The organism is Pedobacter rhizosphaerae, from assembly GCF_900111155.1.
Classification (GTDB): Bacteria; Bacteroidota; Bacteroidia; order Sphingobacteriales; family Sphingobacteriaceae; genus Pedobacter; species Pedobacter rhizosphaerae.
In genome coordinates this window covers 1-25,938 of the sequence record NZ_FOGG01000032.1, presented here as the reverse complement: position 1 = coordinate 25,938, position 25,938 = coordinate 1, and the positions used below count along the sequence as shown (strand labels likewise).

The window sequence follows — 25,938 nt, the reverse complement described above, 5'->3', positions numbered from 1 at the left end:
ATAGTATCAAGTAACTAGTATAAAGTAGCAAGACAGCGCGTAGAAAAGAACAAAGAAGCTGAAAGAATAAAGCTAAATAAAAGCAACCAACTGTGGCTAGTGACTAAAACTTAACTTTCCTTAACTTCTTAATGTTTGAATAGTATCGAGTAACTAGTATAAAGTAGCAAGACAGCGTGTAGAAACCTACTTGATGTTAAACAAAACTTCAGCCGCTGCAGCCCAAAAACTATCTAACCAATTAAATTGCAGTTCGAACTTTTCATCCAGTTCTACGGTAAACTCTAATATTTCTTTGCTCATGATAAAACCTCCTCATTTCCACAATAATAACAATTTTATACCAAAAACCAAAACGGTATATATTAAATTTTCATTAAATTACTTCCAGATTATCAAACTGTAATTACTCCTGCAGGCTTTATTAAATTCTACCAAACACCTTGATAAAACCGATTTAAGTGCGTAACTTAATATATCATTTCACTAAAAATGGAGGTTCATTATGAACGTTATCCGTAAAATTGAGCATTGGGGCGATGTTCATCACGCAAAGTGGTTAGACTACTTACGCATCTTGCTCGGCCTCATCATCTTTGGCAAAGGTGTATCATTCATTAGCGATACCACTACACTTCAAAATCTGATCACTGAAAACAATGTATTTGGTTTTTCCGGTATGATGATTAGTATGGCTATTCATGTCGTGGCCTTTGCCCATTTAGTTGGTGGTATCTTAATTACTCTGGGATTGGTAACCCGATTCGCAGTGGTGATCCAGATTCCAATTCTGATATCCGCAGTATTCTTTGTTAACTTAACTCAAGGATTTTCCATGCTCAACTCAGAATTGTGGCTATCTGTAATTGTACTCTTCCTGTTAATTTTGTTTTGGGTAGTTGGCTCTGGCCCTTTATCTGTTGACGAAAGCTTCAAACATAAACCAGGAAAGCGATACGCTTAGTACAAGCCATTAATTTTTCTTAGTATCTTTCGCTAATGAAAACGAAAGTGCTAATCACCCTGCTTTTTGCGGGATTATCAACGTATGCCCAAACCTCAATAGATGAGAACTTTAAATTAACCCGCTCAGGCTTTAAAGAAAAAAATGCTTTTGAAACCACAAAATTCGTGGAGCAGTATTTTCGCGTTCCAGGGAATACAGGATTCAATGCGAGTATCCGTTATGTTGAAGATATTTTAAAAAAGGCAGGTTTTGTAGAACAAAAACAAAGTGAATTCGAAGCTCCGCTAACCTATAGGATAGAGAAGCGGAATATGAAACAGTCTACCTGGGAGCCAGTAAATGCCAGCATTAATATCATTGGTGAACCTGCTCCCCTCCTTTCTTTTAAAACCAATCGCAATATGATTCCCATCAATTGTGGATCGACTCATGCAGAAGGGGTTTCTGCTCCTGTGGTTTTTATTCCTAAAATTGTTCCAGCAGAAATTGAGAAAATGGATCTGAAAGGAAAGATTCTTTTTACGGAGGCGAACCCATCACGTTTGATAAATATTGCGGCAAAAGCAGGTGCCATAGGTGTATTGGGTTATTCTATGCCTGCTTACACTCAACCAGAGAAACACCAAACCTCCATTCAATTTGGAAGCATGGGCACTGATAGTCCAATATGGGCCCTATTTCTATCTTATGCAGCAAAGGAAAAGTTAAAAAAAGCTTGCTTAAGCGGTAGTCCAGAATTAAAGGTGAATATTCAAACCAAGCGCTACCAAGCAGAAGAGTTAACCCTTGTAGCCAATGTTAAAGGAAGTGTAAATCCAGATGAACGCTTTGTATTTAGTGCTCACGTTCAGGAACCAGGCGCAAACGATAATGCCAGTGGTGTGGGTACATTGGCGGAAATGGCGCGGCTAACGGCTCAATTATACCAGGAGAAAAAAATCAATCCGAAAAGAACCCTTACCTTTTTATGGGGCGATGAGATTGTATCTACCAGAAGATATATCACAGAAGATACTGCCAGGGCAAAAGGTATTTTGTGGGGTATGAGTTTAGATATGGTAGGTGAAGACACTCAAAAAACAGGTGGTTCTTTTTTAATTGAAAAAATGCCTGATCCTTCTGCCATCTGGACAAGAGGTGCAGATAAACATACCGAATGGGGTGCCGGTGACGTAACCGAAAAAGATCTTTTCCCTCATTATTTTAACGATTTCATATTTGACATCTGTAAAAAACAAGGTCAGTTTGCAAACTGGACAGTCAATTATAACCCGTTTGAAGGGGGGAGTGACCATACTCCTTTTTTACAGAATAAAATTCCGGGCCTGTTGATGTGGCATTTCACCGATGTTTTCTACCATACCGATAATGACCGGATTGATAAAGTTTCACCTACAGAAATGCGAAACTTAGGGATAAGTGGTTTAACGGCGGCTTATGCGCTAATCTCAGCTGATGAAACCATGGCTATTAAAGTTGTTAACCAAGTGAAAACTGATGCCTTAATACGTTTGAAAACAGAATATGAATTGAGCAAAACAGCGATTCTAACCGGTAAAAATCCAGCTGATGAAAAGCATATCCTACAAGTGTGGAGCAAATGGTATGTCGATGCCTTAGCAACCATAAATAAAATGCCTGTTAAATCAGAAACAACCAGAGTAGGTTCGGCGATTAAATTTGCGACCAATGAACTGGAGAAGCAAACACAAACTTATCTTGAAGCGTTAAAGTAACTATGCCAAAAGCAATTATTATCGGTTCTGGAATTGGCGGAATTGCTACCGCAATAAGATTAGCAGTAAAAGGTTACCAGGTTGAAGTGTACGAAGCCAATGCCTATGCCGGTGGAAAACTGTCAGAAATTGAATTCAATGGGTTCAGGTTTGATGCAGGCCCCAGCCTATTCACCATGCCACAATATGTTGATGAACTTTTTAAACTGGCCAATAAAAATCCATCAGACTATTTCCAATATGAAAAATTACCAGAAATATGTCGCTATTTTTATGAAGATGGGCTTCGATTAACAGCCACCGCCGATACGAATAAGTTTGCCAGGGAAATTGCCGATAAAACCATTTCTACAGAAAAGGAAGTAACCCAATTCTTAACTAAAAGCAACACCATTTATCAGGTTACTCATCGTGTATTTTTAGAAAGAACCCTTCACAAAATTAAAAGTTACCTGCACTGGGATACCTTAAAATCTGTTTTTCGCTTTGGCCAAATAGATGCCTTCAGAACGCAAAACAGGGCTAACCAAGCATTTTTTAAAGATGCCCGGATAGTTCAGCTCTTTAATCGCTACGCAACATACAATGGTTCTAACCCTTACCAGGCTCCTGCAACATTAAATGTAATTCCTCATTTTGAATACCATTTCGGTGCATTTTTACCTCAGGCTGGGATGTATAGTATTGTAAAGGCGCTGGTAAAATTAGCTGAAGATTTAGGGGTGCGTTTTCGCTACAGCCAACGGGTAGAAGAAATTACTTACACCACGGCCGCTAAACCCAAAATCTCAGGAATAAAAGTTAACGATAAATTGATCCCTTCAGATGTGGTTGTTTCGAATTTAGACATATGGTTTACGTACAAAAACCTGCTCAAACACTTTCCCGCGCCAGAAAAACTCCTGAAACAGGAACGAAGTAGTTCGGCCTTAATTTTTTATTGGGGAATGGATAATTACTACAATGACTTAGGTCTACATAACATTCTCTTTGCCTCCGATTATAAAAAGGAATTTGATGCGATTTGGCAGGAGAAAAACATTAGCCCCGATCCAACCATATACATCAACATTACTTCCAAGCACATTAGAAAAGATGCGCCGAACGATTGTGAGAATTGGTTTGTAATGATCAATGTTCCGGCAAACAACGGTCAGGATTGGGATGTCCTCATTAAAGAGGCTCGAGGGAATATCATTGAAAAGATAAGTCGCATACTTAACCGAAATATTGAAAAGGATATTCTCTGCGAGCGAACTCTTGATCCCAGAACCATAGAATATAAAACTGGCTCCTATCAGGGATCCTTATATGGAAACAGCTCAAATAATCAGTTTGCTGCCTTTTTAAGACACCCAAATTTCAGCACTAAAATTAAGAATCTCTACTTTTGCGGTGGAAGTGTTCATCCCGGAGGTGGAATCCCCTTGGCGCTTTTATCGGCAAAAATTGTGGCTGAGGAGATGGATTAACTCCTTGTTAATCTTTATGATATAGCCTCGATATGCGATGCAGATGATTTGATCTTAATGATTAACAACGGATGAAGCCTTCCCCTTAACAATCTCCTCTTCCAGTTTTTCTGCATCCAGATCGAATGCATTTATGATCAGCTTAGCCTTTGTATAAAACTGATCTCTTTCTTTCAGTTTAACCTGAATAAAAGCCAATAATTGCTCATCGTCCATATCTTTGATTAGCGGACGTTTGTGTCTGTTATGTAATCGGGATACCAATTGAGCAGGCTCCATTTGAAGGTATACCGTTTCGCCATTGGCATTCATCCAATCCATGTTATCAAAAAAGCAAGGTAAGCCTCCACCAGTTGCTATCACGCAAGTTTCTGGGTAAGGATAGGTTTTCAGCATTTCACTTTCGTAATTTCTAAATCCACTCTCGCCATAAGCTTCAAAATATTCTGCTATGGTTTTGCCCGATTTAGCTACAATCTCTGCATCTAAATCAATAACCGGGCATTCTAAACGGTGTGCCAATTGCTTTGCCTTAGTACTTTTACCGCAGCCCATAAATCCGATCAAAAAAACTTTCATAACAAGTGATTGCGTTTAAACATAATATAATCTGTTATGGGTGGTGTTAAACCCTCCCTTTTAAACAGTGTTGCTATTTGTGCACGATGATAAGTAGAATGATTTAATAATTGAAATAAAATTTCGGCAATGGTATTCTGAAACTGGTCTCCAATAGAATTTTGATATGTAATTTGCTCCTCTAAATCCCGATTGGATAAAACAGATTTTATTTGACCAAAATTGGCTACTGAAATATCCGCGAATTGAATTTTAGGATGTACCTGCCAAATTCCGTAAAGCGGCACATTACCTGAAATTCGTTGCAGCCAAACATGTTGGGCATTTAAAACGTGACTAAACAGGCGTTCTGCTTCTGGCATATCAATCTCCGTTGTATCAAACATTGATATAATCCTTTGATCGGCCGCTTCCGTGTATTTCACTATTTCCGTTATCATCTTTTAAACCAGCTTTACTCTTGGATCAATATAGGCATATAAAATATCGACCAGAATATTGATGACTACAAACACAAATGCAATAAATAAAATAGAGCCCATTACCACCGGAAAATCCGACATTTCTAATGCAGAAACGGTAGTTCTACCCAAACCATTATATCCAAAAATATATTCTACAAAAAATGAACCTGCCAGTAAAGAGGCAAACCAGCCCGAAATTGCGGTTACCACAGGGTTCATGGCATTTCTCAGCGCGTGTTTATAAATAATGGCGTTTCTGCTTAAGCCCTTTGCTCTTGCCGTCCGGATGTAATCTTGTGCGAGAACATCCAGCATGGCACTTCTGGTAAGCTGTACAATAATAGCCAATGGTCTTAAACCTAAAGTAATCATGGGTAACCATAAATTCCGTAAGGTCAAAACTTCGCCTTTAAAGGGATCGTAACTGTAGAGGCTTCCACTCATTTTTAAACCAGTAAAATCGCTCAACACAAAACCAAAAAGCCAGGCAATAATAATACCTGCAAAAAATGAAGGTGCAGAAATACCCAAAATCGCGAATGCATTGGCTGTTTTATCAATCCACGAATCTTTGTAAACAGCCGAAAGTACTCCAAGAAATACGCCAATGAGCGTTGCAAAAAACATCGCTGTTAAGGCTAAAATAAAGGTATTGGGTACTGTTTCTGAGAGAATTGCAGTAACATCACGTTTAGTTTGATAAGAACTACGTAAATAGGGCAGCTTTAAAACAAGCGCTTTTTTCTTGAAATTAATCAGTATAAAGCAATGGTATTTAGACTGTGTAGTACTATCAGTATCTAACAAGCACACAGGAGAAAGATCATTTACATACAATACAAATTGCATGGGTTTAGAACGGTCTAAGCCAAATTCTTTGCGCACCGCCTCTAAAGATTGTACATCTGCCCTTTGTCCCATGGTCATCCGGGCAGGATCACCCGGTAAAATATTAAACAGCACAAAAACCACCAGCACAACCCCGGCCATAACCAGGAAACCGTACATGATCTTTTTTAGTGCATAATTTAACATCGCTATTTATTAAAGTACTTCTTGCTTAACTGATCAAAGGTGGGAACATTATGGTAATGCCATTTATTTACAACCACCCCATTTCTTAGCAATAATACTCCGGGGTTTGCCCTCACCATACTTTTTAAAGGCACTGCATCTACATAAAATACTTCTGAAAAAAGGTTATTCTTTTTAACAAAAACCTCTGCATCCTGAGCAGAATTGGCAGTTAACAAAACCGTACGGATGTTAAATTGCTGTGTAGCATTCAAAGCCAAAGCGTTTAAGTTTCCAATGGCTTTTACGTTCGTATTTTTAAGGTCATAAGCTACGAAAACCAAATTATAATAAGGGTTCTCAATTAATTCCTTCGTATAATCTGTACCCGATGCATCGGTGATGATTAAATCCTTAATTTTAGGCTCAAAACCTTTTTTTACTAATCTTTTGGAAGGCTCACCTACGATTTCCCAGTTGTCATCTTTCCAGATTTCTGTTTTAAGATACTCCTTATCGCTCATGTCTTTTTCTGCCTTAGTGGCCTTGTTTTTCAAGTGATACATGATCTCAAATTCATCGGGCTTTTCTCCCGGAGGAATCACCATTAATGAAGGGATATGTGCGCCAACCTTGTAAGGTAGAAAATCGATAATGGGTAAAAAGTTGTAGGTATACAAGCCAAAGCCCAATGACAAAACCGTAACTACGACAGCAATATTTACCTGAACGCGCTCCTTTTTCAAAACGGGCTTGATCAAATCTTTCTTAACGAAGATGTATGTTATTAATACCAAAAGAATCAAATCTTTAGAGAAAGACTGCCATGGCGTAAGTGGAATGGCATCTCCAAAGCAGCCGCAGCTGGTTACTACTTTAAATGCAGCAGAGATAAACGTTAATAATGTAAAAAAGATAATCAGCAGGAGTAATCCCCAGGCCACTTTTTTACTCCAGAAGCCTAAAAGTAAAAGTGCGCCAAGAATAATTTCCAGCGTACAAAGCAAAATGGCTATGCCTGTAGCCATTCCATTTAAAAAGTTAAGGTGGAAAACTTCGAAATACTCTTGCAATTTATAGCCAAATCCTAAAGGATCATTGGCTTTGATTAAACCTGAAAAAATAAATAAAGCACCTACAAAAAATCTGGCAAAAGCAAGGAAAAAATTCTTCATTATCTATCGTACACCTAATTTTATTAACGCAAAAACGGAATAATTCAACATGTCCTGGTAATTTGCCTTTACCCCTTCAGAGGCGAGCGTTTTACCTTCGTTATCTTCTATTTGTTTAACTCTTAGAATTTTCATCAGAATCAAATCTGTTAAGGAACTGATACGCAAATCTCTCCAGGCTTCTCCATAATCATGATTCTTAGCAAACATTAGATCCCTCGTTTCCTGAACCTTTTCTTCAAAACCCTGCTCCACTTGCTCAAATGGCAATTCGTAAGGTGCATCGCCGGCAAGCTCTAATTGAAGCATGGCAATAACGCAGTAGTTAATAATCCCTATATATTCTGAAGTCACATCTTCACCTACCTTGCTCACCTTTTTTTCTTCCAATGTACGGATACGTTGCGCTTTGATAAAGATCTGATCGGTAATAGAACTTGGCCTTAAAATGCGCCATGCAGTGCCATAGTCTTTTGTTTTTTTCAGGAATAATGATCTGCAGACTGCAATCACTTCATCAAATTCTATAGCGGTATTTGTTTGTGTCAAAGCTGATGTATTAAGTAGTTTTAGTGTATTTTTGTTTCGAAAAAACAAAAGCTAAAGATACATTTTTATAGCGAAACACAAATCCTGAACGGGTTTTATTATGTCAGAAAAAAACTTTTTCCAAGCTAAACAAAGCTTAAATATAAAAGGAAAGCTCTTTGATTTGAGCACACCAAAGGTGATGGGAATTTTAAATATTACCCCCGATTCATTTTACAATAAAAGCAGAACAGCCACCATTGATGAAGCCTTAAGAAAGACAGAACAATTTTTAACCGAAGGTGCTTCTTTTATCGATATCGGAGGATATTCTTCAAGACCAGGCGCAAAAGACATATCTACAGATGAGGAATTACAGAGATTGGTTCCTGTAGTAGAAAGTATCTCGAAAACCTTCCCTGAAGCCATCATGTCTATTGATACCTTTAGAGCAAAGGTTGCAGCAGAAACCATCCTGGCGGGTGCACACATTGTTAACGATATTGCTTCTGGCGATATGGATGACGAGATGCTCGAAACGGTAGCTAAGCTGCAAGTTCCATACATCTTTATGCACATGCAGGGAACTCCGCAAACGATGCAGCAGGCTCCTGTTTATAACAATGTATTACTCGACGTAGTAGACTACTTTTCCAAAAAGGTAGAACAGATCAGGTCCTTAAAAATACATGATGTAATTTTAGACCCAGGTTTTGGTTTTGGAAAAACGATAGCACATAACTACGAACTTCTTCAGAAAATGGAAGATTTCCAACTATTTGGCCTACCCATACTTGTTGGCTTCTCCAGAAAGGGAATGATCTATAAACCCCTTGAAATTACCGCTGCAGAAGCATTAAACGGAACATCCGTTCTCAACACCATCGCACTCCAAAAAGGAGCTAAGATTTTAAGGGTTCATGATGTTAAGGAAGCCGTGGAGTGTGTGAAGTTGGTGGGGCTATTAAATGGGTGAGTTGGCTAATTGTTTAGTCGGTGAGCAGTCAAGACGCCATACGAAATGTTGCTAAACCGCTTAAGACTTTTTTAAATAAGTAACTATCAACTACAGCGTTGATAAATTGCTAGTAATGCCATTGTTCTTTTGGAAAATATTATGATTACATCCTTAAATAATATTTTGTACTTTGTATAGCCCTATTGTTACTGAGCCATAACATGATGTTTATTAAAAGCAATGTTATGTATGTATATTCATTTGAAAAATTAGAAACCTGGCAAAAAGCGCGAATTTTTAGAAAGGAAATTTACCTTTTAACAAAGAAATTCCCTAAGGAAGAAATCTTTGGTTTAACTAGCCAGGTTAAGCGATCGGTGAGCAGTATCAGCGATTGTTTAGCGGAAGGCTCATCAAGAATCACAGCCAAAGATCAAGCTCATTTCGCATCAATGGCCTATGCTAGCGCTATTGAGACTATTAATCACCTTATTGGTGCCCACGATTTAGAATATATTAGCGATGACGATTATTACGCTTTCCGCTTAAAGTTGGAAGAATTAACGAACAAAATCAATGCTTTACGCACAGCAATATTAAATAGAGCTTAATGTCGTTTGAAAAAGTTATGCTCCCAGGTACAACTCACCAGCTCAACACTTCACCAACTCACCACATGATCAATTAAACAATATTTATTATCTTGCCCTTAATGAAAGGATTTGATTTCGATTTTCTAAAAGTATCCGTAACAGATGTGGTTGATATCGTGCTGGTGGCATTGTTAATCTATTATGTTTATACGCTAATACGCAATACGCTCGCCGTAAATCTGCTGGTGGGCATGTTTATTATCACCGTTTTTTATTGGGTAGTTAAAGCACTCCACATGGAGCTGTTAACGACCATAATTGAAAAATTTATGAGCGTAGGCATTATAGCGCTCATTGTCATTTTCCAGCAAGAGATCCGAAGATTTCTTTTGCTCATTGGTAAAAATGCCTTTTTACAAAAGAATAAAGCCTGGTGGGGCTACCTTTTCGGCAGGAAAGAGATAGAGAGGAACAACTTGGCCAGAATAAAACCCATTATAGATGCCTGTAAAAGCATGAAGAAGACCCGCACAGGGGCACTTATTGTTTTTGTAAAATTTTATGACGAACAATTCTTTGCCAACAGTTGCGAAGTAGTAGATGCGAAAATATCAAAACGTTTACTGGAAAGTATTTTCCAAAAGAATAGTCCCCTACATGATGGCGCTGTGGTCATTTCTGAGAATAAAATCAAAAGTGCCAGCTGTATTCTACCCCTAACGGATAATGATCAGCTACCTTCTCAATTTGGATTAAGACACCGGGCAGGTATTGGAGTTTCTGAAACAACAGATGCTGTGGCAGTGATTATATCTGAAGAGACTGGCGAAATCTCTTATGCCAAGCAAGGCCGTGTGAGAATGAATGTTTCCTTCGGTGAGCTGGAAAAGCTTTTAAATAAAGACTTTTAAAATTAAACTTTTATAAAAAAGACCATCCTGTTTAAAAAGATGGTCTTTTTAGTTTAACTTAAAATAGCTTAGCAATATTGTTCAAAAGCGCCAATTAAATTATCAGCAATCATTTGAGCTGGTCTGCCTTCAATCTGGTGACGCTCGATCATGTGAACCAATTTACCATCTTTAAAAAGTGCCATTGCAGGCGAAGATGGAGGATAAGGCAACATATAGTTTCTAGCTTGATCTACAGCTTCTTTTTCCATACCAGCGAAAACGGTTACCAATTTATCAGGATGTTTTGCATGTGCCGCTGCTGCTCTAGCCGCAGGACGAGCATTTGCCGCCGCGCAACCACAAACAGAATTTACGACAACAAAAACAGTGCCTTCGCCTTTGATTGCTGCATCAACCTCTTGAGCATTTTTTAATTCTTCGAAACCCACGTTGGTTAATTCCTTACGCATAGGTTCAACTAAATATTCTGGATACATTATCTTGAGTTTTTTATTTACAACTTTACGATACAAAAATAAGAAAATCGAACGGCACCTACCGTTCGATTTATATTTTTAAGGTAAAATTAAATATTGAAATTATTGTAAGCCTTTTTCTCTTAACATCTCTTTCATTAGTTCTGGATCCTGTAATGCAGCCCAGCCGAAGAAAATGACAAATGCAATGATGAAAATAAGATACAAAGCACCTAATACCACACCAATAATCCCACAAATTTTACCCGCTTTGGCATTTTTGTAAGATGGTAATGAATAAGCCGCTGGATTTAAAGCATATTGTTTAATGTCTTTACCGCCCAAAACCCAGGCAATAATACCTAAAATTAAACCCAATACACCGTAGCAGCAACAGCCTGGAATGGAAATAATGCCTAAAACTAATGCAATGGTTGAATTAGGTAAGTTTTGTTGCCCCATGCCACCGCCAAACTGACCAAATGGTGGAGGTTGCTGAAATGGAGGTGTATTGCCGGGACCATTATTTTCTGGTACAACTGGCGTTACTTCGGTATGAACTGGTTTTTCTGGTTGGTTTTCAAAAGGATTCGATGCGTTTTCTGACATAATTTAGCTAATAAGTTGATGAGTGTATATTTTGTAAATGTAATTGATTAAGATAATTACTGCAACTCCTGCATAAACGATTTTTATTAATCGAGCACCATGCTCAAATTCCATTTTTAAGTGTAATAGCGTGAAAATAAGAATAAATATTAATGGAATCGTTGCCGGGTAGAGCTTAAATGAATTAATAACATCTCCTTTCAGCAATGCCAAAATGGAACGTTGTAATCCACAGCCCGGGCAATCTATGCCCGACATAGCCTTAAATGGGCAACTTAAAAGATGATGGCTAAGCCAATCGATCACATTACAAAGCTGCAGAACCATCCAGATCTCCTATTTCCTTCACCTGGCTTTCCTTCCAGGATTTATATTTCTCCAGATCTTTTACAACTTGCTTATAAACGAGGTTTAATACAAAGATATCGTCTATAAAGCCAAGCACAGGCACAAAATCAGGAACTACATCCACTGGTGAAAGAAAGTATACCAAACCACCTACAATGGCTACGATAGAACGTTTGGGAATTTCCCTGTATTCGCCATTAACGTAATCTTTGGCAACAGCATATAGCAAAACCAGCTTATCCCAAACGCCTTCTAAATCGCTTCGGTAGGTTACGGCCTTTCCTAAAGCCTCCTGGATGGCAGCATTGGCCTCAGTTTTATCTTTTAATATAACCGTAGCCCTATTTTCCGACTTCCGGAAAAAGTCTAATATCTTTTGCCTGTTTAATTTCATGCCTTTGCTTTACATATTAACGGCCGAAAGTATCATAATTGTCTTCGGCATATTTGGTAAACCGATCTATTAACTTAATGTTTTTATTTTCTATAGACGTTAATTGATCGTCAACGTTACTGGAAATAGGAATATACCATTCTACGGGATCAAAAAACTGTCTGTAAGTATCTTTTTTAAAGGCATATCCATGTCTGGCGAAAATGGTATTTTTAAGAATCTGGAGATCAAGTTTTCTTAAGTTCTTTAAATCCTGCTCCTTTAGTACATGAGCAGATGCATTCAATTTAAAAATCTGATCGGAGGCACTCCTGTAAAAATCCATGGCGGCAGTATCTATTTTCCCATCCTCGAGGGTATCTAACTTTTCAACAAATTTATGATCATTCCAATCCACATAACTGGCTTCTGATGGCAACATTAAGTCCGGGTTATAAACAAACTGCCTTTTGATCAGCTTATATTCCTTTTCAGGCCATTTAAGTTCTGTTTTATAAGCATTCCATTTCCCTTTCAGGGTATCTCCTACCAGCTCAATTTCGAATCGTCCATCGAACTTATGTGTACCAGGTTCGTCGAGTACAAATGTAATCTTACTTCCATCTTCAGACATTTTACCAAACAAGGGTCGGTTATTTCCAGATACTATACTTTGCGCAATAACAGTATCTTTCGTAATCTTTTTGATGATGATATTAAGTTTCTTGATGTAATCATAATCGCCACCTTCATAGCTTTCGGCCCCAGCATCCAGGAAATCACCCACCCATGAGCCATAAAGTTCCTGATGGATTTCGGCTTGTGCTACTGCGGTGGTCTTTTCAGTGTTGTTCTTTTTTTTAGTTTCCTTACAGGCAAACAAGGTAAGGCAGATTAAAGAGAGTAATAAGATGTTTTTCATGGGGTAGTTTTCTTTTTAATGATCCACTCGGCTATTAACAAATTAGGTATCCATCCTAACCAGGCAATGATTTGATATAAATCCATTGGTGCAGGATGAAATAAATATACTAAAATAACTTTCCACAGGCGCAAAGTGATGGCTGAAGTAGCCAGGGCAAAACTGCGGTACATAAATTTTTGATGTCCTTTTACATCCCTCTTTAGAATCGATAGAATGGCTTTTAGCGTAAACCAGAACCACAGCAGCCCCAGTATAACAAAAGCGATTCTGGCGATTAATCCACCATTTGCAAACCAGCCAATAAATATTCCAGATGGCGCGGCAAAGGCTAAGACGACCACTGTATATAGGTAGCCAAACCAGCGGTGTATTTTGGTTCTGGTGGTTAAGATGCTATTGTTAAACTGTGTAAAGCCAGCAAAAAGCACAAATATGGCACTGAATACATGAATGTAAAAAACAAGGAGATACCCTTTTACGCTGGTTACTTCTGTTTGCTTGATCTGCAAAAAGGCATTATCTGCTTGAACCGGAATATACCGTAGCGTAATGCGAAGCATTAACCAAAAGAAAAATGCAAAAACCAATAGCCAGATGAGGCGCTTGTAATGGATAGTTTTATTCAAACCCATCACTTTTGTTAAACAAGACCAATAATTTCCGATCGAAAGCTATTGGTATTAGCCTCGCTTCTACTGTGTCTTCTTCATATAATTGTTTTTTAGCAGGATCGAAAACAAACCTGGCAATTACAGGCATTCTATCCGAATAGCTTTCATGGAGATTAAAATCGTAAGTTTTAGAATACGCTTGCGAAAGATCAGCTTTAGGATTTGGACTCGACTCCAGCATTAAACCATAAGAAGTTCCTCCATTTTTAACAACTCTTTCATATAAACCTTTAGTATATTGTTTATACTTTGGTGCGCTTTCTACAATTTTATAAGCAATTTGAGCTTTATAACTTTCCTTCGTTTGAGCGAAAGCGTTAATGGAAAGGAATGTTAAAAGAAGGTAGAGATAGCGCATTCAGGAGTTATTTTTTATCGTTTTCTATCAAAGATAAGAATTCATCAATGCTCAAAAGCTTGACAGAAGGAAAATCTATTTGTTTTAATATCTTGAAGTGTTGATCATTTGTGACAAGATAATCAGAATTGCTGCATATGTAAGCGTCAACATACTTGTTGTCGTCTACATCAGATTGAATTAACTTCCATTCAAAGTAAATTTCAACTTTCTGCACATTACTTAAATTGAGAAGCATTTCTGCAATATTACTAGCAATTAAAGGCGTTGTTTTCTGTTCAATAATCTCCACATACTCACTAAGAATATTGTTACTTATAACAATATTAAACGTTCCATTAATAATAGCATTGAAAATAGGCCTAAATTTTGATTTTTGGGGAATCGAAATGAGAAGTACATTAATATCCAGTACAACTTTCATCTATGTTATTTCTTTCGTAGATGTTCGTTTTTCAGAGACTCAATAGTATTTTCATCCCAGTTCTCTCTTTCCCACAATTTATCCATCTCATCAGAAGCAGATTTGGCAAAGTATTTCGCTAAGATTTCTTTAATCTCCATTAATTGCGCTTCAGGTAAATTATATTGAAATAATTTTAATAACTCAAGCTGAACATTTGTTAATCTTCCCGTAGCATCCATGTTTTCCTTATGAATTAAAAACAAATATAACTAATTTACCCCGATTTCATCATCGCTAAAATATCATCTACATATTTCCTTTCATTGGCCAGGCGAGGCACTTTATGCTGGCCTCCAAGTTTATCTTTTGCTTTGAGCCAGTTATAAAAAGTATTGCATGCAGCACGGTGAACAGTTGGCCTGGCCAGGGCCATATCTTTAAAGCGCTTGGCATCATAATCAGAATTCACTTCACGAAGGGTATTGTCTAAAACATCGACAAACTTATCGAAATCATCGGGCTGTTTACAAAATTCGATAATCCACTCGTGACCACCGGCATTTTCACCTTTAAAGTAAATTGGGCAGGCCGTATAATCCTTAATCTCTGCTCCGGTAGCCTGGCATGCCCTGGTTAAGGCTTGTTCCGCATTATCAATAATCACTTCTTCTCCAAAGGCATTGATAAAGTGCTTGGTACGCCCGGTAATTTTAATGCGATAAGGTGCCAGGGAAGTAAACTGAATGGTATCTCCAATCATATATCGCCAGAGGCCACCATTGGTAGAAATTACAATTGCGTAATTTTTATGAAGTTCTACTTCTCCGAGCAACAAAGCTTTAGGGTTTTCTTCCCCAATATTTTCCAGGGGAACAAATTCGTAGAAAATGCCATAATCCAACATCAGCAACATTTCCTCAGAATTATCCTGATCCTGAATCCCAAAGAAACCTTCAGATGCATTGTACGTTTCGAGATAATACATCTCGCTTGATGGAATCAACTGTTTAAACTGCTCTCTATAGGGTGCAAAATTTACTGCTCCATGAACGTATAATTCTAAATTTGGCCAAACTTCCAATAAGTTGCTTTTTCCGGTAAGTTCCAACACCTTTTTAGCCAGAACAATGGTCCAGGTGGGTACCCCAGAAATACTGGTCACGTTCTCATTAATCGTGGCTTCTGCCATGCGATCCATCTTTACTTCGTAATTATCCATCAAAGCGATAGACATGTCTGGCGTGCGGTAATACTCGGCCCAAATGGGTAGGTTTTTAATCAGAACGGCCGATAAATCTCCATAGAAACAATCTTCATTTAATTGATTTACCTGATGACTACCACCTAAAACCAGACCTTTCCCGGTAAACATCTGATTATCTGGCCGGTTGTTGCAATAGATAGATAACATATCCTTACCCCCCTTAAAGTGGCATTCTTCTAATGATTCTTGCGAAACCGGGATAAATTTACTTCTATCGCTGGTAGTACCCGATGATTTGGCAAACCATTTAATGTCTGAAGGCCAGAGTATATTTTGCTCACCATTGAGCATACGCTCAATGTAGGGCTTTAAAGTATCATAATTCTGAATGGGTACGCGTTCCTGAAATTGCTGGGTACTGAGTATGGTTTTATAATCGTATAACTTTCCCCATTCTGTATTTTCTGCACTATCAATCAGGCTATGAAACCATTCTTCCTGAACATCATAAGGATATTTCATGAAAAGCTCTATCTGGTGGATACGCTTTTTCATTAACCAGGTAAATATCGAGTTTACAATTGCCATGCAACTAGAATTTTTTACGCTTGAGTACGAAATTCGAACCTAAATATACCTTTCTAACCATTTCATTTTCTGCCAGCACCTCAGGTACACCCTGCTCTAATATCTTGCCTTCAAATAAGAGGTAAGCTCTATCTGTAATGGAAAGTGTTTCCTGTACGTTGTGGTCGGTAATTAAAATACCAATATTTTTGTGCTTCAGTTTGGCAACAATGCTTTGAATTTCTTCTACTGCAATTGGATCTACCCCAGCAAATGGTTCATCCAGTAGAATAAAATTAGGATTTGCAGCCAAAGCACGGGCAATTTCTGTTCGGCGGCGTTCTCCTCCCGAAAGTAAATCGCCACGGTTTTTCCGCACCTTGTGTAAACTGAATTCATTAATGAGTTCTTCAAGCTTCTCGCGTTGCTCCTCTTTACTCATATTTCCCATCTCTAAAATGGCCAGAATATTTTCTTCAACAGTTAATTTTCTAAAAACTGAAGCTTCCTGAGCCAAATATCCAATGCCTTTTTGTGCCCTGCGGTACATGGCATCTTCGGTAATATTCTCATCTTCTAAGAAGATTCGACCCTCGTTAGGTTTAATCAAACCTACAATCATGTAAAATGATGTGGTTTTACCTGCTCCGTTGGGGCCAAGTAAACCAACAATTTCTCCCTGGCTTACATTGAATGACACATCGTTAACAACAGTTCGTTGTTTGTATTTTTTAACCAGATTTTCGGCTCTTAATATCATATATATAAATGATCCTCTTGGTAGTCACATTGAGCTTGTCGAAATGTCCTTCAACAAGGTTCAAGATAACACCAGGATATATTTAATTAACTTTTATTCCTTTAATATTGAGTTGCAAACGCTTTTTATCCCGCCACACATTTTCTTCTATCGTATAACAAACAGAAAATGGAACTTTTGGTTGTAAAAGTTTTTCAAATTCTGCCAATCCAAATGCAATGCCCTCAAAAATAGGCGAATTTTGTTGTTTTATATTAATTTTTAAATGATTTGCCCCTACTGTCATGGCATGCTGGGCTAAATAAACACCATGGGTTACAAATATAGGCGACATATTTTCCGGCCCAAAAGGCCCCATCTGTGCCAATACCCTAAAAAACTTACCATCAATCTGAGCCAGTTCTATTTCTGCATCGATTTTAATCATCGGAATTAACAGCTCATCCGTAATCGTAGCGGAAACAATTTCTTCAAATTTATCAGCAAAGGCATCTACATTTTGTTGTTGCATGGTTAAACCCGCAGCAAACTTATGTCCGCCATATTGATCTAGTAAATGTGCGCAACCACTTAGCGCCTCATATAAATCAAATCCTGCTACCGAACGTGCCGAACCTGCTACATGACCATTAGACTTAGTAAGAACGATAGTTGGACGATAATATTTCTCTGTTAAGCGAGAAGCTACAATCCCGATTACGCCTTTGTGCCAATTTTCGTTAAATACAACAGTGGTTTTTTTATTGATCAGTACCTCGCTGTCTCCTATCAGTGCTAAGGCTTCGCGGGTTATATCCTGGTCGTAGGTTTTACGTTCCGTATTTTTAAGGTTAATTTCTACACTTTGCTCCAGTGCATTTCCATCTACCTGGCATAGCAACATGGCTACCGCATGTTTGGCATGATCTATCCGCCCTGCAGCATTAATTCTTGGCCCAAGGGTAAATACTACATCGGTAATGGTATAGTTTTCTGTTTTGCCTGATACCTCCATTAAAGCCCTTAACCCTTCGCATGGATTACTATTGAGCTTCTTCAATCCGTAATAGGCCAAAATGCGATTTTCTCCTACAACCGGTACAATATCAGCCGCAATGCTCACCATTACCAGATCTAAATATTGAAGAAATTTTTCTTTAGGCAGATCATGCTTCTGGCAATAAGCCTGTGCCAGTTTAAATCCTATGCCACAACCTGCCAGCTCTTTAAATGGATACTCGCAATCGCTTCTTTTAGGATCAAGAACAGCCAGGGCATTTGGAATCGTATCTCCAGGTAAGTGGTGATCGCAGATGATAAAATCAATCCCGAAAGTATTCGCATAATCAATTTTATCGATCGATTTAATGCCGCAATCCAAAGCAATAATTAAAGTAAAGCCGTTGGCAGCAGCGTAATCAATACCAGCTGTAGAAATACCGTACCCTTCCAGATATCTATCGGGTATATAGTATTCGATATTGGACGTAAGTTGAGAAAAAAAGCTGTAAGCCAGGGCAACAGACGTGGTTCCATCTACATCATAATCGCCATAAATGAGTATTTTCTCTCCTTTTTGGAGGGCAAGGTCAATTCGATCAATGGCTTTGTCCATATCCTTCATTAAAAAAGGATCGTGGAGGTGGGTAAGCTCAGGTCTGAAGAAATTTCTGGCTTCCTCAAAGCTGCAAATATTCCTTTGTACCAATATTTGGGCTAGTGCCCGATCGATATTGAGTTGATCTGAAATCTCATTAACAGTAGCATCGTTACAACTTGATGCCAGCACCCATCTTTTTTCCATTGTCTATTTTCCGAACAGTAAATATACATTTTAATTGAATATTGGAAAATCATCTCCCTAATCAGAATGTTTATTACTTCGTATTGCCCGGATAAGCTTTAAACAAGGCTAAAAGCTGTTCCTTTTGAGTATTATACCTGACATCATTGATTAAATTTACCCGTTCCGATGGATCCCAGGATAGGTTATAAAGTTCTGAGAAATCCTGGTTATCTTTTTTAGTAATTCTTAGCTTCCAATCGCCATCTCTCAGCCCTTCTAACACATAATTATGGTAGTAAATTGGGCGATGCACTTTATTGTATTTTGGATTAGTGAGTAAACCTGCAACAGACTCGCCATCATAAACACGGTTCGGAAGTTTGGATTTAGTCCATTCGGCTAATGTTGGAAATACATCCAGATTAGATAGTGGTTTGGTTAACTGGGTATTACTTAAGGTATGTCCCTTCCAATACACAATAAACGGAACCCGATGCCCACCCTCATAAGAAACAGCCTTTGATCCTCTGAATATGCCGGCCGAACCTACATGATAGGATTGCGTAAAACCATCATCGTACATGCGTTGAGGTGCATTTGTCCATGGACCATTATCACTGGTAAAAATAAAAATCGTATTATCTGCCTGCCCGGAAGCCACCACCTGTTTCCATATTTCAGCCAGGCCGGCATCCATATCTTCAATTACATCACCCAATTCTCCTCCAGCCGATGGTGCTTTTCTACTTTTTTGACCTGCAAAGGCAACAGGTAAGTGTGGTAAATTTTGAGCCAGGTATAAAAAGAAGGGCTTTTTTGCCTGGGCACTCCGCTTAATAAAACTGACAGATTCTTTTGTATAAGATTGAGTTAAAATACTATCGTGAGGTTTATATATTTCAGGCTTGGTATTTCTGAAAATTTTAATCACCGTATCGGTTTTCACGTAAGGTGCACGGTAATCATGACTGTATAGCATGCCATAGAACTCGTCAAAACCCTTTTTATTAGGCAAAGAAACACCATAATCTCCTAAATGCCATTTCCCAACTAAGGCGGTAGCATAGCCCGATGTTTTAAGCATTTGCGCAATGGTTACTTCATCTTCAGGTATCCCACTCTTGTCGCCCGGACCAATAGGATGTGGCAGTCCCATCCTGCTACAATATCTACCGGTAAGTAAAGAGGCCCTTGAAGGAGTACAGGTAGGCGAAGTAGTGATAAAGCTGGTTGCCTTTACTCCTTTGGCTGCCATATTATCTAAAAATGGTGTTTTGTTGAGCGGACTGCCATAACAGGCAATGTCTGCATAGCCCATATCATCTGCCAATACAATAATTACATTTGGCTTTTGTTGGGCGTTAGCTGTTAGCGAAATACTAAATAAAGAAAGAAAAATAATAAATGCAGCTTTCATTGAAATAATTTGCCTGAATTTAGGAATGATATTTTATAATAAAAGGAAGTATCCAAGCTTTTACTAATATGATATTACATTTAGATTGTTTCGCTTAACTTTACTGGTAAATAAAAAACGTAACATTTTGCAAGTACATACATTATACGAAGGAACCTATTCGGTTGATGCAACCAAGAAATTTATTCCTTTCGACCCAGCTATTCATAGTTTTAAAGACCGGCCAGCTTCTTTATTCATTAATGTACAACCCTTTTTGGTGGAGTTGAAAAATGACCTGATTTTATTTGATACGGGCCTAGGTTTCAGCGATGATCATGGTGAGTTAATTTTGCATAAAAACATCAGAAATGCAGGCTTCGATCCTACAGATGTAACCAAAGTTTTAATGTCGCACTTACATTATGACCACTCGGGTGGGATGGTACATCAATTGGGCGACAAGATGGAGTTAAGTTTCCCGGATGCGGAATATGTGATTAACCGAGGAGAATGGGAAACTGCTTTTAGCAGCACCTCTTCGTCATACCACACCGATATTTTCGATGTTATTCAACGCAATGCACAGTTAAAGTTTATTGAGGGGGATGGAAATTTAGATGAAACGATAGCCTATGAATTTACAGGTGCACATTGTCCAAATCATATTGTGTTCTTGTTAACCGAGGGCAATCAGAAAATATTTTTTGGTGGTGATGTTTTGCCTGAGCCCGAAGAACTGATCAAGAATTTTATTGCTAAGTACGATTTTGATGGCCGCAAAGCGATGGAATTGCGCAAGGAATTTGGTAAAAGAGCCGCTGCAGAAAACTGGGAATGTTTATTCTATCACGGTAAAAGCGCAGCAACAGGTTTTGTAGAAGAAATTGAGGGCGGGTTTGTGGTTAAGTCTTAAGTCTGTTGCTTACAGTCACGAGTCTTAGTTTGTTGGTGCCCAATCTTGATACTTGATACCAATTACTTGATACTAATTACTCGATACTCGATACTAAAAAAGGGTTTCCATTTCACAATGAAAACCCTTTTTTGTTGAATTATTTTTAAATTATTTAGCAGCTACTAATTTCACGCCAATTTCGAACTCATCGTTGATTGCTTTATCGCCAATGCTATCAAAGAATGATTTAGAACCATATTTGATGTCATATTTAGTTCTGTCTACTACGATTTTACCAGCAACAGCACTTACAGTACCATCTGCGTTTGTAGTTACAGATGCAGGGAAGCTTAATGGTTTTGTAATTCCTTTGATTGTTAAGTTACCTGAAACAGTTACGTTAGCACCTGAACCAGCAACTTTAGTAATCACGAAAGTTGAAGTTGGGAATTTAGCTGAACCAAAGAAATCGTCTGCTTTTAAGTGACCTTCTAATTTAGCGCTACCATCAGCATCTTTAATAGAAGTCATATCGATTACAAATGTTCCGCCGGTTAATTTCTTTCCATCAACGTTGATAGATCCTGATTTTAAAGAAATAGTACCGTTGTGAGATCCTGTTACTTTTTTACCTAACCAAGTGATAGATGATTTAGCTGCATCTACTGTATAAGTAACTGGTTTAGTAGGGTTTTTGAAAGCTGATAAAGCTACAACTGCTACTAATAAAAAAATTGAGCTGATTTTTAATTTCATTTTCTGGTTTTTTAAATTATGATACAAATATATAATTAAGGTCTGTCCCTTGTTGTTGACCTATGTTAAGATTTTCAAAAATAATCTGAATTATTTCAATCCGCTTTAATGGACTATAATTTCTTAATGAGGTTTAATGGGTAGGACGTTTTAATTTTAAATAGCAGCGATAGTGAATATACCTGTATGCTACCGTCGTCAACCTGAATTTAGTTCAGGGTCATTTTAGGATAGTTTGTTTTCTGCACCGGCTTGTGTTTTCTAAACCCGACAGCAGTGGAAATACTTTTAAAGAGCAGCAACCCAGAATATTCTCTCAGCCGTTACTTTAAAAGATTGTAACGAATGGCGGGGCTACCGGCACCGATGAAATACGGCCAATCATTTGCTAATTTAGATGCGAGGTGAATACATGTCTATAAACAAAAAACGGTTTAAGATCTTTACAAAACGCCGAAGCATCTTGCAAAAACCTTAAACCTTAGGTCTTTTACCTTAAAGCTAATTAAGGTACTATTTCCTCTAAATAGCTCTCTACCGGAGGGCAGGCACAGATCAATGATCTATCGCCATGGCTATCGTTTACACGACCTACCGATGGCCAGAACTTGCGCTCTAACACGTAAGGAAGTGGGAATGCAGCAGTTTGGCGGCTATATGCATGATCCCATTCGTTAGCAGTAATTACCGCCACGGTGTGAGGTGCATTTTTTAGTGGGTTATCTGTTTTATCTAAAGTACCGTTTTCTACTTCGGTAATTTCGTTTTTAATAGCAATTAAAGCATCGCAGAAACGGTCTAACTCATGTTTAGGCTCAGATTCTGTAGGCTCTACCATTAAAGTACCTGCAACCGGGAATGAAACGGTTGGTGCGTGGAAACCATAATCCATTAAACGCTTAGCGATATCGGTTACTTCGATTCCGAATGCCTTAAACGAACGGCAATCTAAAATCATTTCGTGTGCACAACGACCTTGAGCACCAGAGTAAAGCACCGGATAATGCTCTTCTAAACGCGCTTTCATGTAGTTGGCATTCAAAATAGCGTATTTAGTAGCGTTGGTTAACCCTTCACTGCCCATCATAGCGATGTACGCATGGGAGATAATTAAAATTGAAGCTGATCCCCAAGGAGCTGATGATACTGCAGAAATTGATTTTCCTTTATCGATATCTACTACTGCATGACCTGGAAGATAAGGCACCAAGTGTGCCGCAACACCAATTGGACCCATACCCGGACCGCCACCACCGTGAGGGATACAGAATGTTTTGTGTAAGTTTAAGTGGCAAACATCAGCACCGATATTAGCAGGACTTGTTAAACCAACCTGTGCATTCATGTTGGCACCATCCATGTAAACTTGACCACCGTTAGCGTGGATTACCTCACAAATTTCGATAATGCTTTCTTCGAATACCCCATGCGTTGATGGGTAAGTAACCATTAAGCAGGAAAGGTTGTCTTTGTGTAATTCTGCTTTTGCTTTTAAATCTTCAACATCGATATTTCCGTTTTCTAAAGATTTAACCACAACGATCTTCATATCGGCCATTGCCGCAGAAGCAGGGTTAGTGCCGTGTGCTGAAGCTGGAATTAAGGCTACGTTACGGTGGAAATCTCCCCTATCCTGATGATAAGCACGGATAACCATTAAACCTGCATACTCACCTTGTGCACCTGCATTGGGTTGTAAGCTCATGGCTGCGAAACCAGTAATTTCACTTAACCACTTATCCAATTCGTTGAAAACCGAATAGTAACCTAAAACCTGGTCTGAAGGAGCAAATGGGTGGATACGACCGAAGTGAGACCAGGTAACCGGAATCATCTCTGCCGTTGCATTTAATTTCATGGTACAGCTACCCAAGGCAATCATAGAATGGCAAAGCGATAAATCTTTTGCTTCTAATGATTTGATATAACGCAACATTTCATGCTCTGAATGATGCGAATTGAAAATTGGGTGTGTTAAGTATGCTGAAGTACGTTGTAATGATTCTGGAATAACGGTTTCTACATTTTCTACAACCTCTACCTGATCGCCAGCGATGGCTTTAGTTTTAGCGAAAATTTTAGCAATTAACTGAACATCTTCGAAAGTGCTGGTTTCATCAAAAGAGATGGTAACCGTATTACCTACGTAGTTCAAATTGATTTCGTTATCTAAACATGCAGAGTGGATACCACCTTTTAAATCACCCAAATCGAAACGAATGGTATCGAAATAAGCTGAGTTTAACTGCTCGTAACCTAAATTTTTCAAGGTAGATGCCAGGCTAACCGCTAAACCGTGTGTACGTTCTGCAATGGCTTTTAATCCTTTCGGACCGTGATAAGCTGCATAGAAACCTGCCATAATGGCCAAAAGCGCCTGTGCAGTACAAATATTTGAAGTAGCTTTATCTCTACGGATGTGTTGCTCGCGGGTTTGCAAAGCCATACGTAAAGCGTAATCGCCATGGCTATCGATGGTTACGCCGATAATACGACCTGGGATAGAACGTTTATATTCTTCCTTGGTTGCAAAAAATGCTGCGTGAGGGCCACCAAAGCCCATTGGAATACCTAAGCGTTGTGTTGTACCTACCACTACATCAGCACCCCATTCGCCTGGAGGCGTTAATAAGGTTAAGCTTAAAATATCGGCAACAACGGTTAGTTTAATATTTTGGTTGTGCAATTCTGAAGCAAAGTTTTTGTAATCGAAAACTTCACCGTTTCCTGCCGGATATTGAACAATTGCACCGAAGAAATCTTCAGTCGCCACAAAATCTAAATGGCTTCCGATAACCAACTCAATACCGTAAGGATTAGCACGAGTTTTTAAGATATCTATGGTTTGAGGAAAAATTAATTCAGACACAAAGAATTTCTTAGCAGCCTGATTTTTACGCAAGCTATATTGCATAAACATGGCTTCTGCAGCAGCTGTACCTTCATCTAATAAAGATGCGTTGGCAATTTCCATCCCGGTTAAATCAATAACCATTGTTTGGAAATTTAACAAAGCCTGTAAACGACCTTGAGCAATTTCTGCCTGATAAGGCGTATATTGGGTATACCATCCCGGGTTTTCAAATACATTACGTAAAATTACACCTGGTGTAATGGTATCATAGTAACCCTGACCGATAAAGCTTTTGAAAACTTTATTCAACAATGAAGTTTGTTTCAAGGTAGACAGATATTCAGTCTCCGATTTTGCAGCTGGCAAGTTCAAAGGTTGTTTTAACCTAATCGCCGCCGGAACTGTTTGTTCAATTAACTCATCGATAGAGTTAACGCCAACCTTTTGCAACATCGCCTCAGTATCTTCCTGATTTGGCGCAATATGGCGGTTCTGAAATTCTTCCTTGTAGTGGATATTTAAGCTCATGCAGTATGAATAATAAATTTGCGTGCAAAGGTAGCAAAACCAACCTGCATTTCACTATGAATCAGTGTAAAAAAGGTGTCTTATTTATACTTAAAAGCGATAAAATAGATAGATTTTATGTGTAAACACAGAGTCAAACGTTTGTTCATTTTTTACTTAAAAATGCATTTATTTGGAAAGCAAGGTCTGTACTAAAATTTAAGTCTGTTCCCGCCATTTGCTCCAATCTTTTTGCCAACGGTTTAAGCATATTATTGTAGTGCAGGCAAAAAGTATTTCCGCGTTTGTCGGGTTTAGAAACACTGGAAACTGCAGCTAATAGACTCTAGACTTAGAACTCAGTGTTGTCCGGTAAACTGGAAAAAAAGGAAAAAAAATAGGGGCCAAAGCCCCTACATAGTTTAGATTTGAAGTTCTCAAGCTTTAAAAATAAACCATGCGCAAAAATACATTTTTTACCGGACAGCCTATCCTTGGACAGTTACTTTCTTTAATTCCGCGTTACAAAGTTGATCAGCTATCTCAGAAATACCATTCTAACCGCTACTGTAAAAAGTTCAGGACCTATGATCATTTGGTAACCATGCTATTCAGTAGTTTTCATCACTGTACCTCACTTCGGGAGCTTATAACAGGGCTCCAGGCAAGTTCAACCCGTTTGGGGC

29 protein-coding genes are annotated in these 25,938 nt (G+C 38.4%); 8 read left to right on the top strand and 21 right to left on the bottom strand.

All coding sequences use genetic code 11. The annotated features are described in order from the left end of the window. Nucleotides 1-186 precede the first annotated feature (186 nt). Complete coding sequence (locus tag BMX11_RS19325) at nt 187-303, bottom strand: phenylalanyl-tRNA synthetase subunit alpha (RefSeq protein WP_090887513.1); 117 nt, start codon at nt 301-303, stop codon at nt 187-189. Between the two features lie 202 nt (nt 304-505). Here BMX11_RS19325 and BMX11_RS19320 point away from each other — a divergent pair, with 202 nt between their 5' ends. Genes BMX11_RS19320 through crtD form a run of 3 tightly spaced genes read left to right on the top strand, consistent with a single transcriptional unit; the run spans nt 506 to nt 4,175 of the window. Next, the gene (locus BMX11_RS19320) at nt 506-964 is read left to right on the top strand and encodes a DoxX family protein (protein WP_090887510.1); all 459 of its coding nucleotides are present in this window, start codon (nt 506-508) and stop codon (nt 962-964) included. Nucleotides 965-999: 35 nt separating this feature from the next. After that, the gene (locus BMX11_RS19315; RefSeq protein WP_090887507.1) at nt 1,000-2,703 is read left to right on the top strand and encodes a M28 family peptidase; all 1,704 of its coding nucleotides are present in this window, start codon (nt 1,000-1,002) and stop codon (nt 2,701-2,703) included. Nucleotides 2,704-2,705: 2 nt separating this feature from the next. Continuing rightward, a complete protein-coding gene (gene crtD, locus BMX11_RS19310) occupies nt 2,706-4,175 on the top strand; it encodes a 1-hydroxycarotenoid 3,4-desaturase CrtD (RefSeq protein ID WP_090887504.1) in 1,470 nt (489 codons plus the stop codon). 54 nt (nt 4,176-4,229) lie between these two features. On the opposite strand, the gene BMX11_RS19305 is transcribed toward crtD, so the two are convergent. The 5 genes from BMX11_RS19305 to BMX11_RS19285 are packed head-to-tail and all read right to left on the bottom strand — an operon-like array spanning nt 4,230 to nt 7,956. Further along, nucleotides 4,230-4,754 carry a shikimate kinase gene (locus BMX11_RS19305; RefSeq protein WP_090887501.1) on the bottom strand — a complete coding sequence of 175 codons (525 nt, stop codon included), beginning with the start codon at nt 4,752-4,754 and terminating at the stop codon, nt 4,230-4,232. Continuing rightward, a complete protein-coding gene (locus BMX11_RS19300) occupies nt 4,751-5,194 on the bottom strand; it encodes a DinB family protein (protein ID WP_090887498.1) in 444 nt (147 codons plus the stop codon). The genes BMX11_RS19305 and BMX11_RS19300 overlap by 4 nt, the downstream gene beginning before the upstream one ends. A gap of 3 nt (nt 5,195-5,197) precedes the next feature. Next, complete coding sequence (locus BMX11_RS19295) at nt 5,198-6,253, bottom strand: ABC transporter permease (RefSeq protein ID WP_090887493.1); 1,056 nt, start codon at nt 6,251-6,253, stop codon at nt 5,198-5,200. A gap of 2 nt (nt 6,254-6,255) precedes the next feature. Then, on the bottom strand, nt 6,256-7,407 hold the full coding sequence (locus tag BMX11_RS19290) for a BT_3928 family protein (protein ID WP_090887490.1): 1,152 nt from the start codon (nt 7,405-7,407) through the stop codon (nt 6,256-6,258). Nucleotides 7,408-7,410: 3 nt separating this feature from the next. Next, complete coding sequence (locus BMX11_RS19285) at nt 7,411-7,956, bottom strand: DUF1599 domain-containing protein (RefSeq protein WP_090887611.1); 546 nt, start codon at nt 7,954-7,956, stop codon at nt 7,411-7,413. A 100-nt stretch (nt 7,957-8,056) separates the two neighbouring features. On the opposite strand from BMX11_RS19285, the gene folP reads away from it, so the two are divergent. The 3 genes from folP to cdaA all read left to right on the top strand — a co-directional run bounded on the left by folP (nt 8,057) and on the right by cdaA (nt 10,397). Continuing rightward, nucleotides 8,057-8,911, top strand: coding sequence for a dihydropteroate synthase (gene folP, locus BMX11_RS19280; protein ID WP_090887487.1), 855 nt, complete (start codon nt 8,057-8,059; stop codon nt 8,909-8,911). Nucleotides 8,912-9,114: 203 nt separating this feature from the next. Then, nucleotides 9,115-9,504, top strand: a complete 390-nt coding sequence (locus BMX11_RS19275) for a four helix bundle protein (protein ID WP_245738722.1) — start codon at nt 9,115-9,117, stop codon at nt 9,502-9,504. A gap of 101 nt (nt 9,505-9,605) precedes the next feature. Beyond that, nucleotides 9,606-10,397, top strand: coding sequence for a diadenylate cyclase CdaA (cdaA, locus tag BMX11_RS19270; protein ID WP_090887485.1), 792 nt, complete (start codon nt 9,606-9,608; stop codon nt 10,395-10,397). Nucleotides 10,398-10,465: 68 nt separating this feature from the next. Here cdaA and BMX11_RS19265 read toward each other — a convergent pair whose 3' ends face one another. The 13 genes from BMX11_RS19265 to BMX11_RS19205 all read right to left on the bottom strand — a co-directional run bounded on the left by BMX11_RS19265 (nt 10,466) and on the right by BMX11_RS19205 (nt 20,258). Continuing rightward, nucleotides 10,466-10,876, bottom strand: a complete 411-nt coding sequence (locus BMX11_RS19265; protein ID WP_090887482.1) for a BrxA/BrxB family bacilliredoxin — start codon at nt 10,874-10,876, stop codon at nt 10,466-10,468. Nucleotides 10,877-10,978: 102 nt separating this feature from the next. Beyond that, nucleotides 10,979-11,464 (bottom strand): CCC motif membrane protein, encoded by a 486-nt coding sequence (locus BMX11_RS19260; RefSeq protein ID WP_217643874.1) that lies wholly within the window; start codon nt 11,462-11,464, stop codon nt 10,979-10,981. A gap of 3 nt (nt 11,465-11,467) precedes the next feature. Further along, on the bottom strand, nt 11,468-11,791 hold the full coding sequence (locus BMX11_RS24860) for a DUF2752 domain-containing protein (RefSeq protein ID WP_090887479.1): 324 nt from the start codon (nt 11,789-11,791) through the stop codon (nt 11,468-11,470). After that, nucleotides 11,772-12,206, bottom strand: a complete 435-nt coding sequence (locus tag BMX11_RS19250) for a YkvA family protein (protein WP_090887476.1) — start codon at nt 12,204-12,206, stop codon at nt 11,772-11,774. The genes BMX11_RS24860 and BMX11_RS19250 overlap by 20 nt, the downstream gene beginning before the upstream one ends. A 16-nt stretch (nt 12,207-12,222) precedes the next feature. Further along, complete coding sequence (locus tag BMX11_RS19245) at nt 12,223-13,107, bottom strand: YARHG domain-containing protein (protein ID WP_090887473.1); 885 nt, start codon at nt 13,105-13,107, stop codon at nt 12,223-12,225. Then, nucleotides 13,104-13,736, bottom strand: coding sequence for a DUF2306 domain-containing protein (locus BMX11_RS19240; protein ID WP_245738721.1), 633 nt, complete (start codon nt 13,734-13,736; stop codon nt 13,104-13,106). The genes BMX11_RS19245 and BMX11_RS19240 overlap by 4 nt, the downstream gene beginning before the upstream one ends. Beyond that, nucleotides 13,729-14,139, bottom strand: a complete 411-nt coding sequence (locus BMX11_RS19235) for a hypothetical protein (RefSeq protein WP_090887468.1) — start codon at nt 14,137-14,139, stop codon at nt 13,729-13,731. The genes BMX11_RS19240 and BMX11_RS19235 overlap by 8 nt, the downstream gene beginning before the upstream one ends. Nucleotides 14,140-14,146: 7 nt before the next feature. After that, nucleotides 14,147-14,563 carry a putative toxin-antitoxin system toxin component, PIN family gene (locus tag BMX11_RS19230; RefSeq protein ID WP_090887467.1) on the bottom strand — a complete coding sequence of 139 codons (417 nt, stop codon included), beginning with the start codon at nt 14,561-14,563 and terminating at the stop codon, nt 14,147-14,149. Between the two features lie 5 nt (nt 14,564-14,568). Continuing rightward, nucleotides 14,569-14,784 carry a hypothetical protein gene (locus tag BMX11_RS19225; protein ID WP_090887464.1) on the bottom strand — a complete coding sequence of 72 codons (216 nt, stop codon included), beginning with the start codon at nt 14,782-14,784 and terminating at the stop codon, nt 14,569-14,571. Nucleotides 14,785-14,819: 35 nt separating this feature from the next. Further along, nucleotides 14,820-16,337 carry a GH3 auxin-responsive promoter family protein gene (locus tag BMX11_RS19220; protein ID WP_090887461.1) on the bottom strand — a complete coding sequence of 506 codons (1,518 nt, stop codon included), beginning with the start codon at nt 16,335-16,337 and terminating at the stop codon, nt 14,820-14,822. Nucleotides 16,338-16,341: 4 nt separating this feature from the next. After that, nucleotides 16,342-17,076, bottom strand: coding sequence for an LPS export ABC transporter ATP-binding protein (gene lptB, locus BMX11_RS19215; protein ID WP_090887458.1), 735 nt, complete (start codon nt 17,074-17,076; stop codon nt 16,342-16,344). 82 nt (nt 17,077-17,158) lie between these two features. Continuing rightward, entirely contained in the window at nt 17,159-18,859 is a 1,701-nt protein-coding gene (gene recJ, locus BMX11_RS19210) for a single-stranded-DNA-specific exonuclease RecJ (RefSeq protein WP_090887455.1), read from the bottom strand. Between the two features lie 73 nt (nt 18,860-18,932). Beyond that, nucleotides 18,933-20,258 carry a sulfatase-like hydrolase/transferase gene (locus tag BMX11_RS19205; RefSeq protein WP_090887452.1) on the bottom strand — a complete coding sequence of 442 codons (1,326 nt, stop codon included), beginning with the start codon at nt 20,256-20,258 and terminating at the stop codon, nt 18,933-18,935. 127 nt (nt 20,259-20,385) lie between these two features. Between BMX11_RS19205 and BMX11_RS19200 the strand changes: the two genes are divergently transcribed. Then, nucleotides 20,386-21,153: an MBL fold metallo-hydrolase gene (locus BMX11_RS19200; protein ID WP_175474620.1), complete on the top strand. Its 768-nt coding sequence runs from the start codon at nt 20,386-20,388 to the stop codon at nt 21,151-21,153. Nucleotides 21,154-21,303: 150 nt separating this feature from the next. Here the strand turns inward: BMX11_RS19200 and BMX11_RS19195 are convergent, their stop codons facing one another. Both BMX11_RS19195 and gcvP read right to left on the bottom strand, forming a co-directional pair. Next, a complete protein-coding gene (locus BMX11_RS19195) occupies nt 21,304-21,891 on the bottom strand; it encodes a YceI family protein (protein WP_090887449.1) in 588 nt (195 codons plus the stop codon). Between the two features lie 505 nt (nt 21,892-22,396). After that, nucleotides 22,397-25,273 carry an aminomethyl-transferring glycine dehydrogenase gene (gcvP, locus tag BMX11_RS19190; RefSeq protein WP_090887446.1) on the bottom strand — a complete coding sequence of 959 codons (2,877 nt, stop codon included), beginning with the start codon at nt 25,271-25,273 and terminating at the stop codon, nt 22,397-22,399. A 436-nt stretch (nt 25,274-25,709) separates the two neighbouring features. Here gcvP and BMX11_RS19185 point away from each other — a divergent pair. Further along, nucleotides 25,710-25,938: DUF4372 domain-containing protein (locus tag BMX11_RS19185; RefSeq protein ID WP_139180231.1), on the top strand; the 229-nt coding region annotated here is incomplete at its 3' end.

Excerpts from the sequence above, each read along its gene's own strand:
- BMX11_RS19325 (WP_090887513.1), bottom strand. The coding sequence starts at position 303 with ATGAGCAAAGAAATATTAGAGTTTACCGTAGAACTGGATGAAAAGTTC.
- BMX11_RS19320 (WP_090887510.1), top strand. The coding sequence starts at position 506 with ATGAACGTTATCCGTAAAATTGAGCATTGGGGCGATGTTCATCACGCA.
- BMX11_RS19315 (WP_090887507.1), top strand. The coding sequence starts at position 1,000 with ATGAAAACGAAAGTGCTAATCACCCTGCTTTTTGCGGGATTATCAACG.
- crtD (WP_090887504.1), top strand. The coding sequence starts at position 2,706 with ATGCCAAAAGCAATTATTATCGGTTCTGGAATTGGCGGAATTGCTACC.
- BMX11_RS19305 (WP_090887501.1), bottom strand. The coding sequence starts at position 4,754 with ATGAAAGTTTTTTTGATCGGATTTATGGGCTGCGGTAAAAGTACTAAG.
- BMX11_RS19300 (WP_090887498.1), bottom strand. The coding sequence starts at position 5,194 with ATGATAACGGAAATAGTGAAATACACGGAAGCGGCCGATCAAAGGATT.
- BMX11_RS19295 (WP_090887493.1), bottom strand. The coding sequence starts at position 6,253 with ATGTTAAATTATGCACTAAAAAAGATCATGTACGGTTTCCTGGTTATG.
- BMX11_RS19290 (WP_090887490.1), bottom strand. The coding sequence starts at position 7,407 with ATGAAGAATTTTTTCCTTGCTTTTGCCAGATTTTTTGTAGGTGCTTTA.
- folP (WP_090887487.1), top strand. The coding sequence starts at position 8,057 with ATGTCAGAAAAAAACTTTTTCCAAGCTAAACAAAGCTTAAATATAAAA.
- BMX11_RS19275 (WP_245738722.1), top strand. The coding sequence starts at position 9,115 with ATGATGTTTATTAAAAGCAATGTTATGTATGTATATTCATTTGAAAAA.
- cdaA (WP_090887485.1), top strand. The coding sequence starts at position 9,606 with ATGAAAGGATTTGATTTCGATTTTCTAAAAGTATCCGTAACAGATGTG.
- BMX11_RS19265 (WP_090887482.1), bottom strand. The coding sequence starts at position 10,876 with ATGTATCCAGAATATTTAGTTGAACCTATGCGTAAGGAATTAACCAAC.
- BMX11_RS19260 (WP_217643874.1), bottom strand. The coding sequence starts at position 11,464 with ATGTCAGAAAACGCATCGAATCCTTTTGAAAACCAACCAGAAAAACCA.
- BMX11_RS24860 (WP_090887479.1), bottom strand. The coding sequence starts at position 11,791 with ATGGTTCTGCAGCTTTGTAATGTGATCGATTGGCTTAGCCATCATCTT.
- BMX11_RS19250 (WP_090887476.1), bottom strand. The coding sequence starts at position 12,206 with ATGAAATTAAACAGGCAAAAGATATTAGACTTTTTCCGGAAGTCGGAA.
- BMX11_RS19245 (WP_090887473.1), bottom strand. The coding sequence starts at position 13,107 with ATGAAAAACATCTTATTACTCTCTTTAATCTGCCTTACCTTGTTTGCC.
- BMX11_RS19235 (WP_090887468.1), bottom strand. The coding sequence starts at position 14,139 with ATGCGCTATCTCTACCTTCTTTTAACATTCCTTTCCATTAACGCTTTC.
- BMX11_RS19230 (WP_090887467.1), bottom strand. The coding sequence starts at position 14,563 with ATGAAAGTTGTACTGGATATTAATGTACTTCTCATTTCGATTCCCCAA.
- BMX11_RS19225 (WP_090887464.1), bottom strand. The coding sequence starts at position 14,784 with ATGGATGCTACGGGAAGATTAACAAATGTTCAGCTTGAGTTATTAAAA.
- BMX11_RS19220 (WP_090887461.1), bottom strand. The coding sequence starts at position 16,337 with ATGGCAATTGTAAACTCGATATTTACCTGGTTAATGAAAAAGCGTATC.
- lptB (WP_090887458.1), bottom strand. The coding sequence starts at position 17,076 with ATGATATTAAGAGCCGAAAATCTGGTTAAAAAATACAAACAACGAACT.
- recJ (WP_090887455.1), bottom strand. The coding sequence starts at position 18,859 with ATGGAAAAAAGATGGGTGCTGGCATCAAGTTGTAACGATGCTACTGTT.
- BMX11_RS19205 (WP_090887452.1), bottom strand. The coding sequence starts at position 20,258 with ATGAAAGCTGCATTTATTATTTTTCTTTCTTTATTTAGTATTTCGCTA.
- BMX11_RS19195 (WP_090887449.1), bottom strand. The coding sequence starts at position 21,891 with ATGAAATTAAAAATCAGCTCAATTTTTTTATTAGTAGCAGTTGTAGCT.
- gcvP (WP_090887446.1), bottom strand. The coding sequence starts at position 25,273 with ATGAGCTTAAATATCCACTACAAGGAAGAATTTCAGAACCGCCATATT.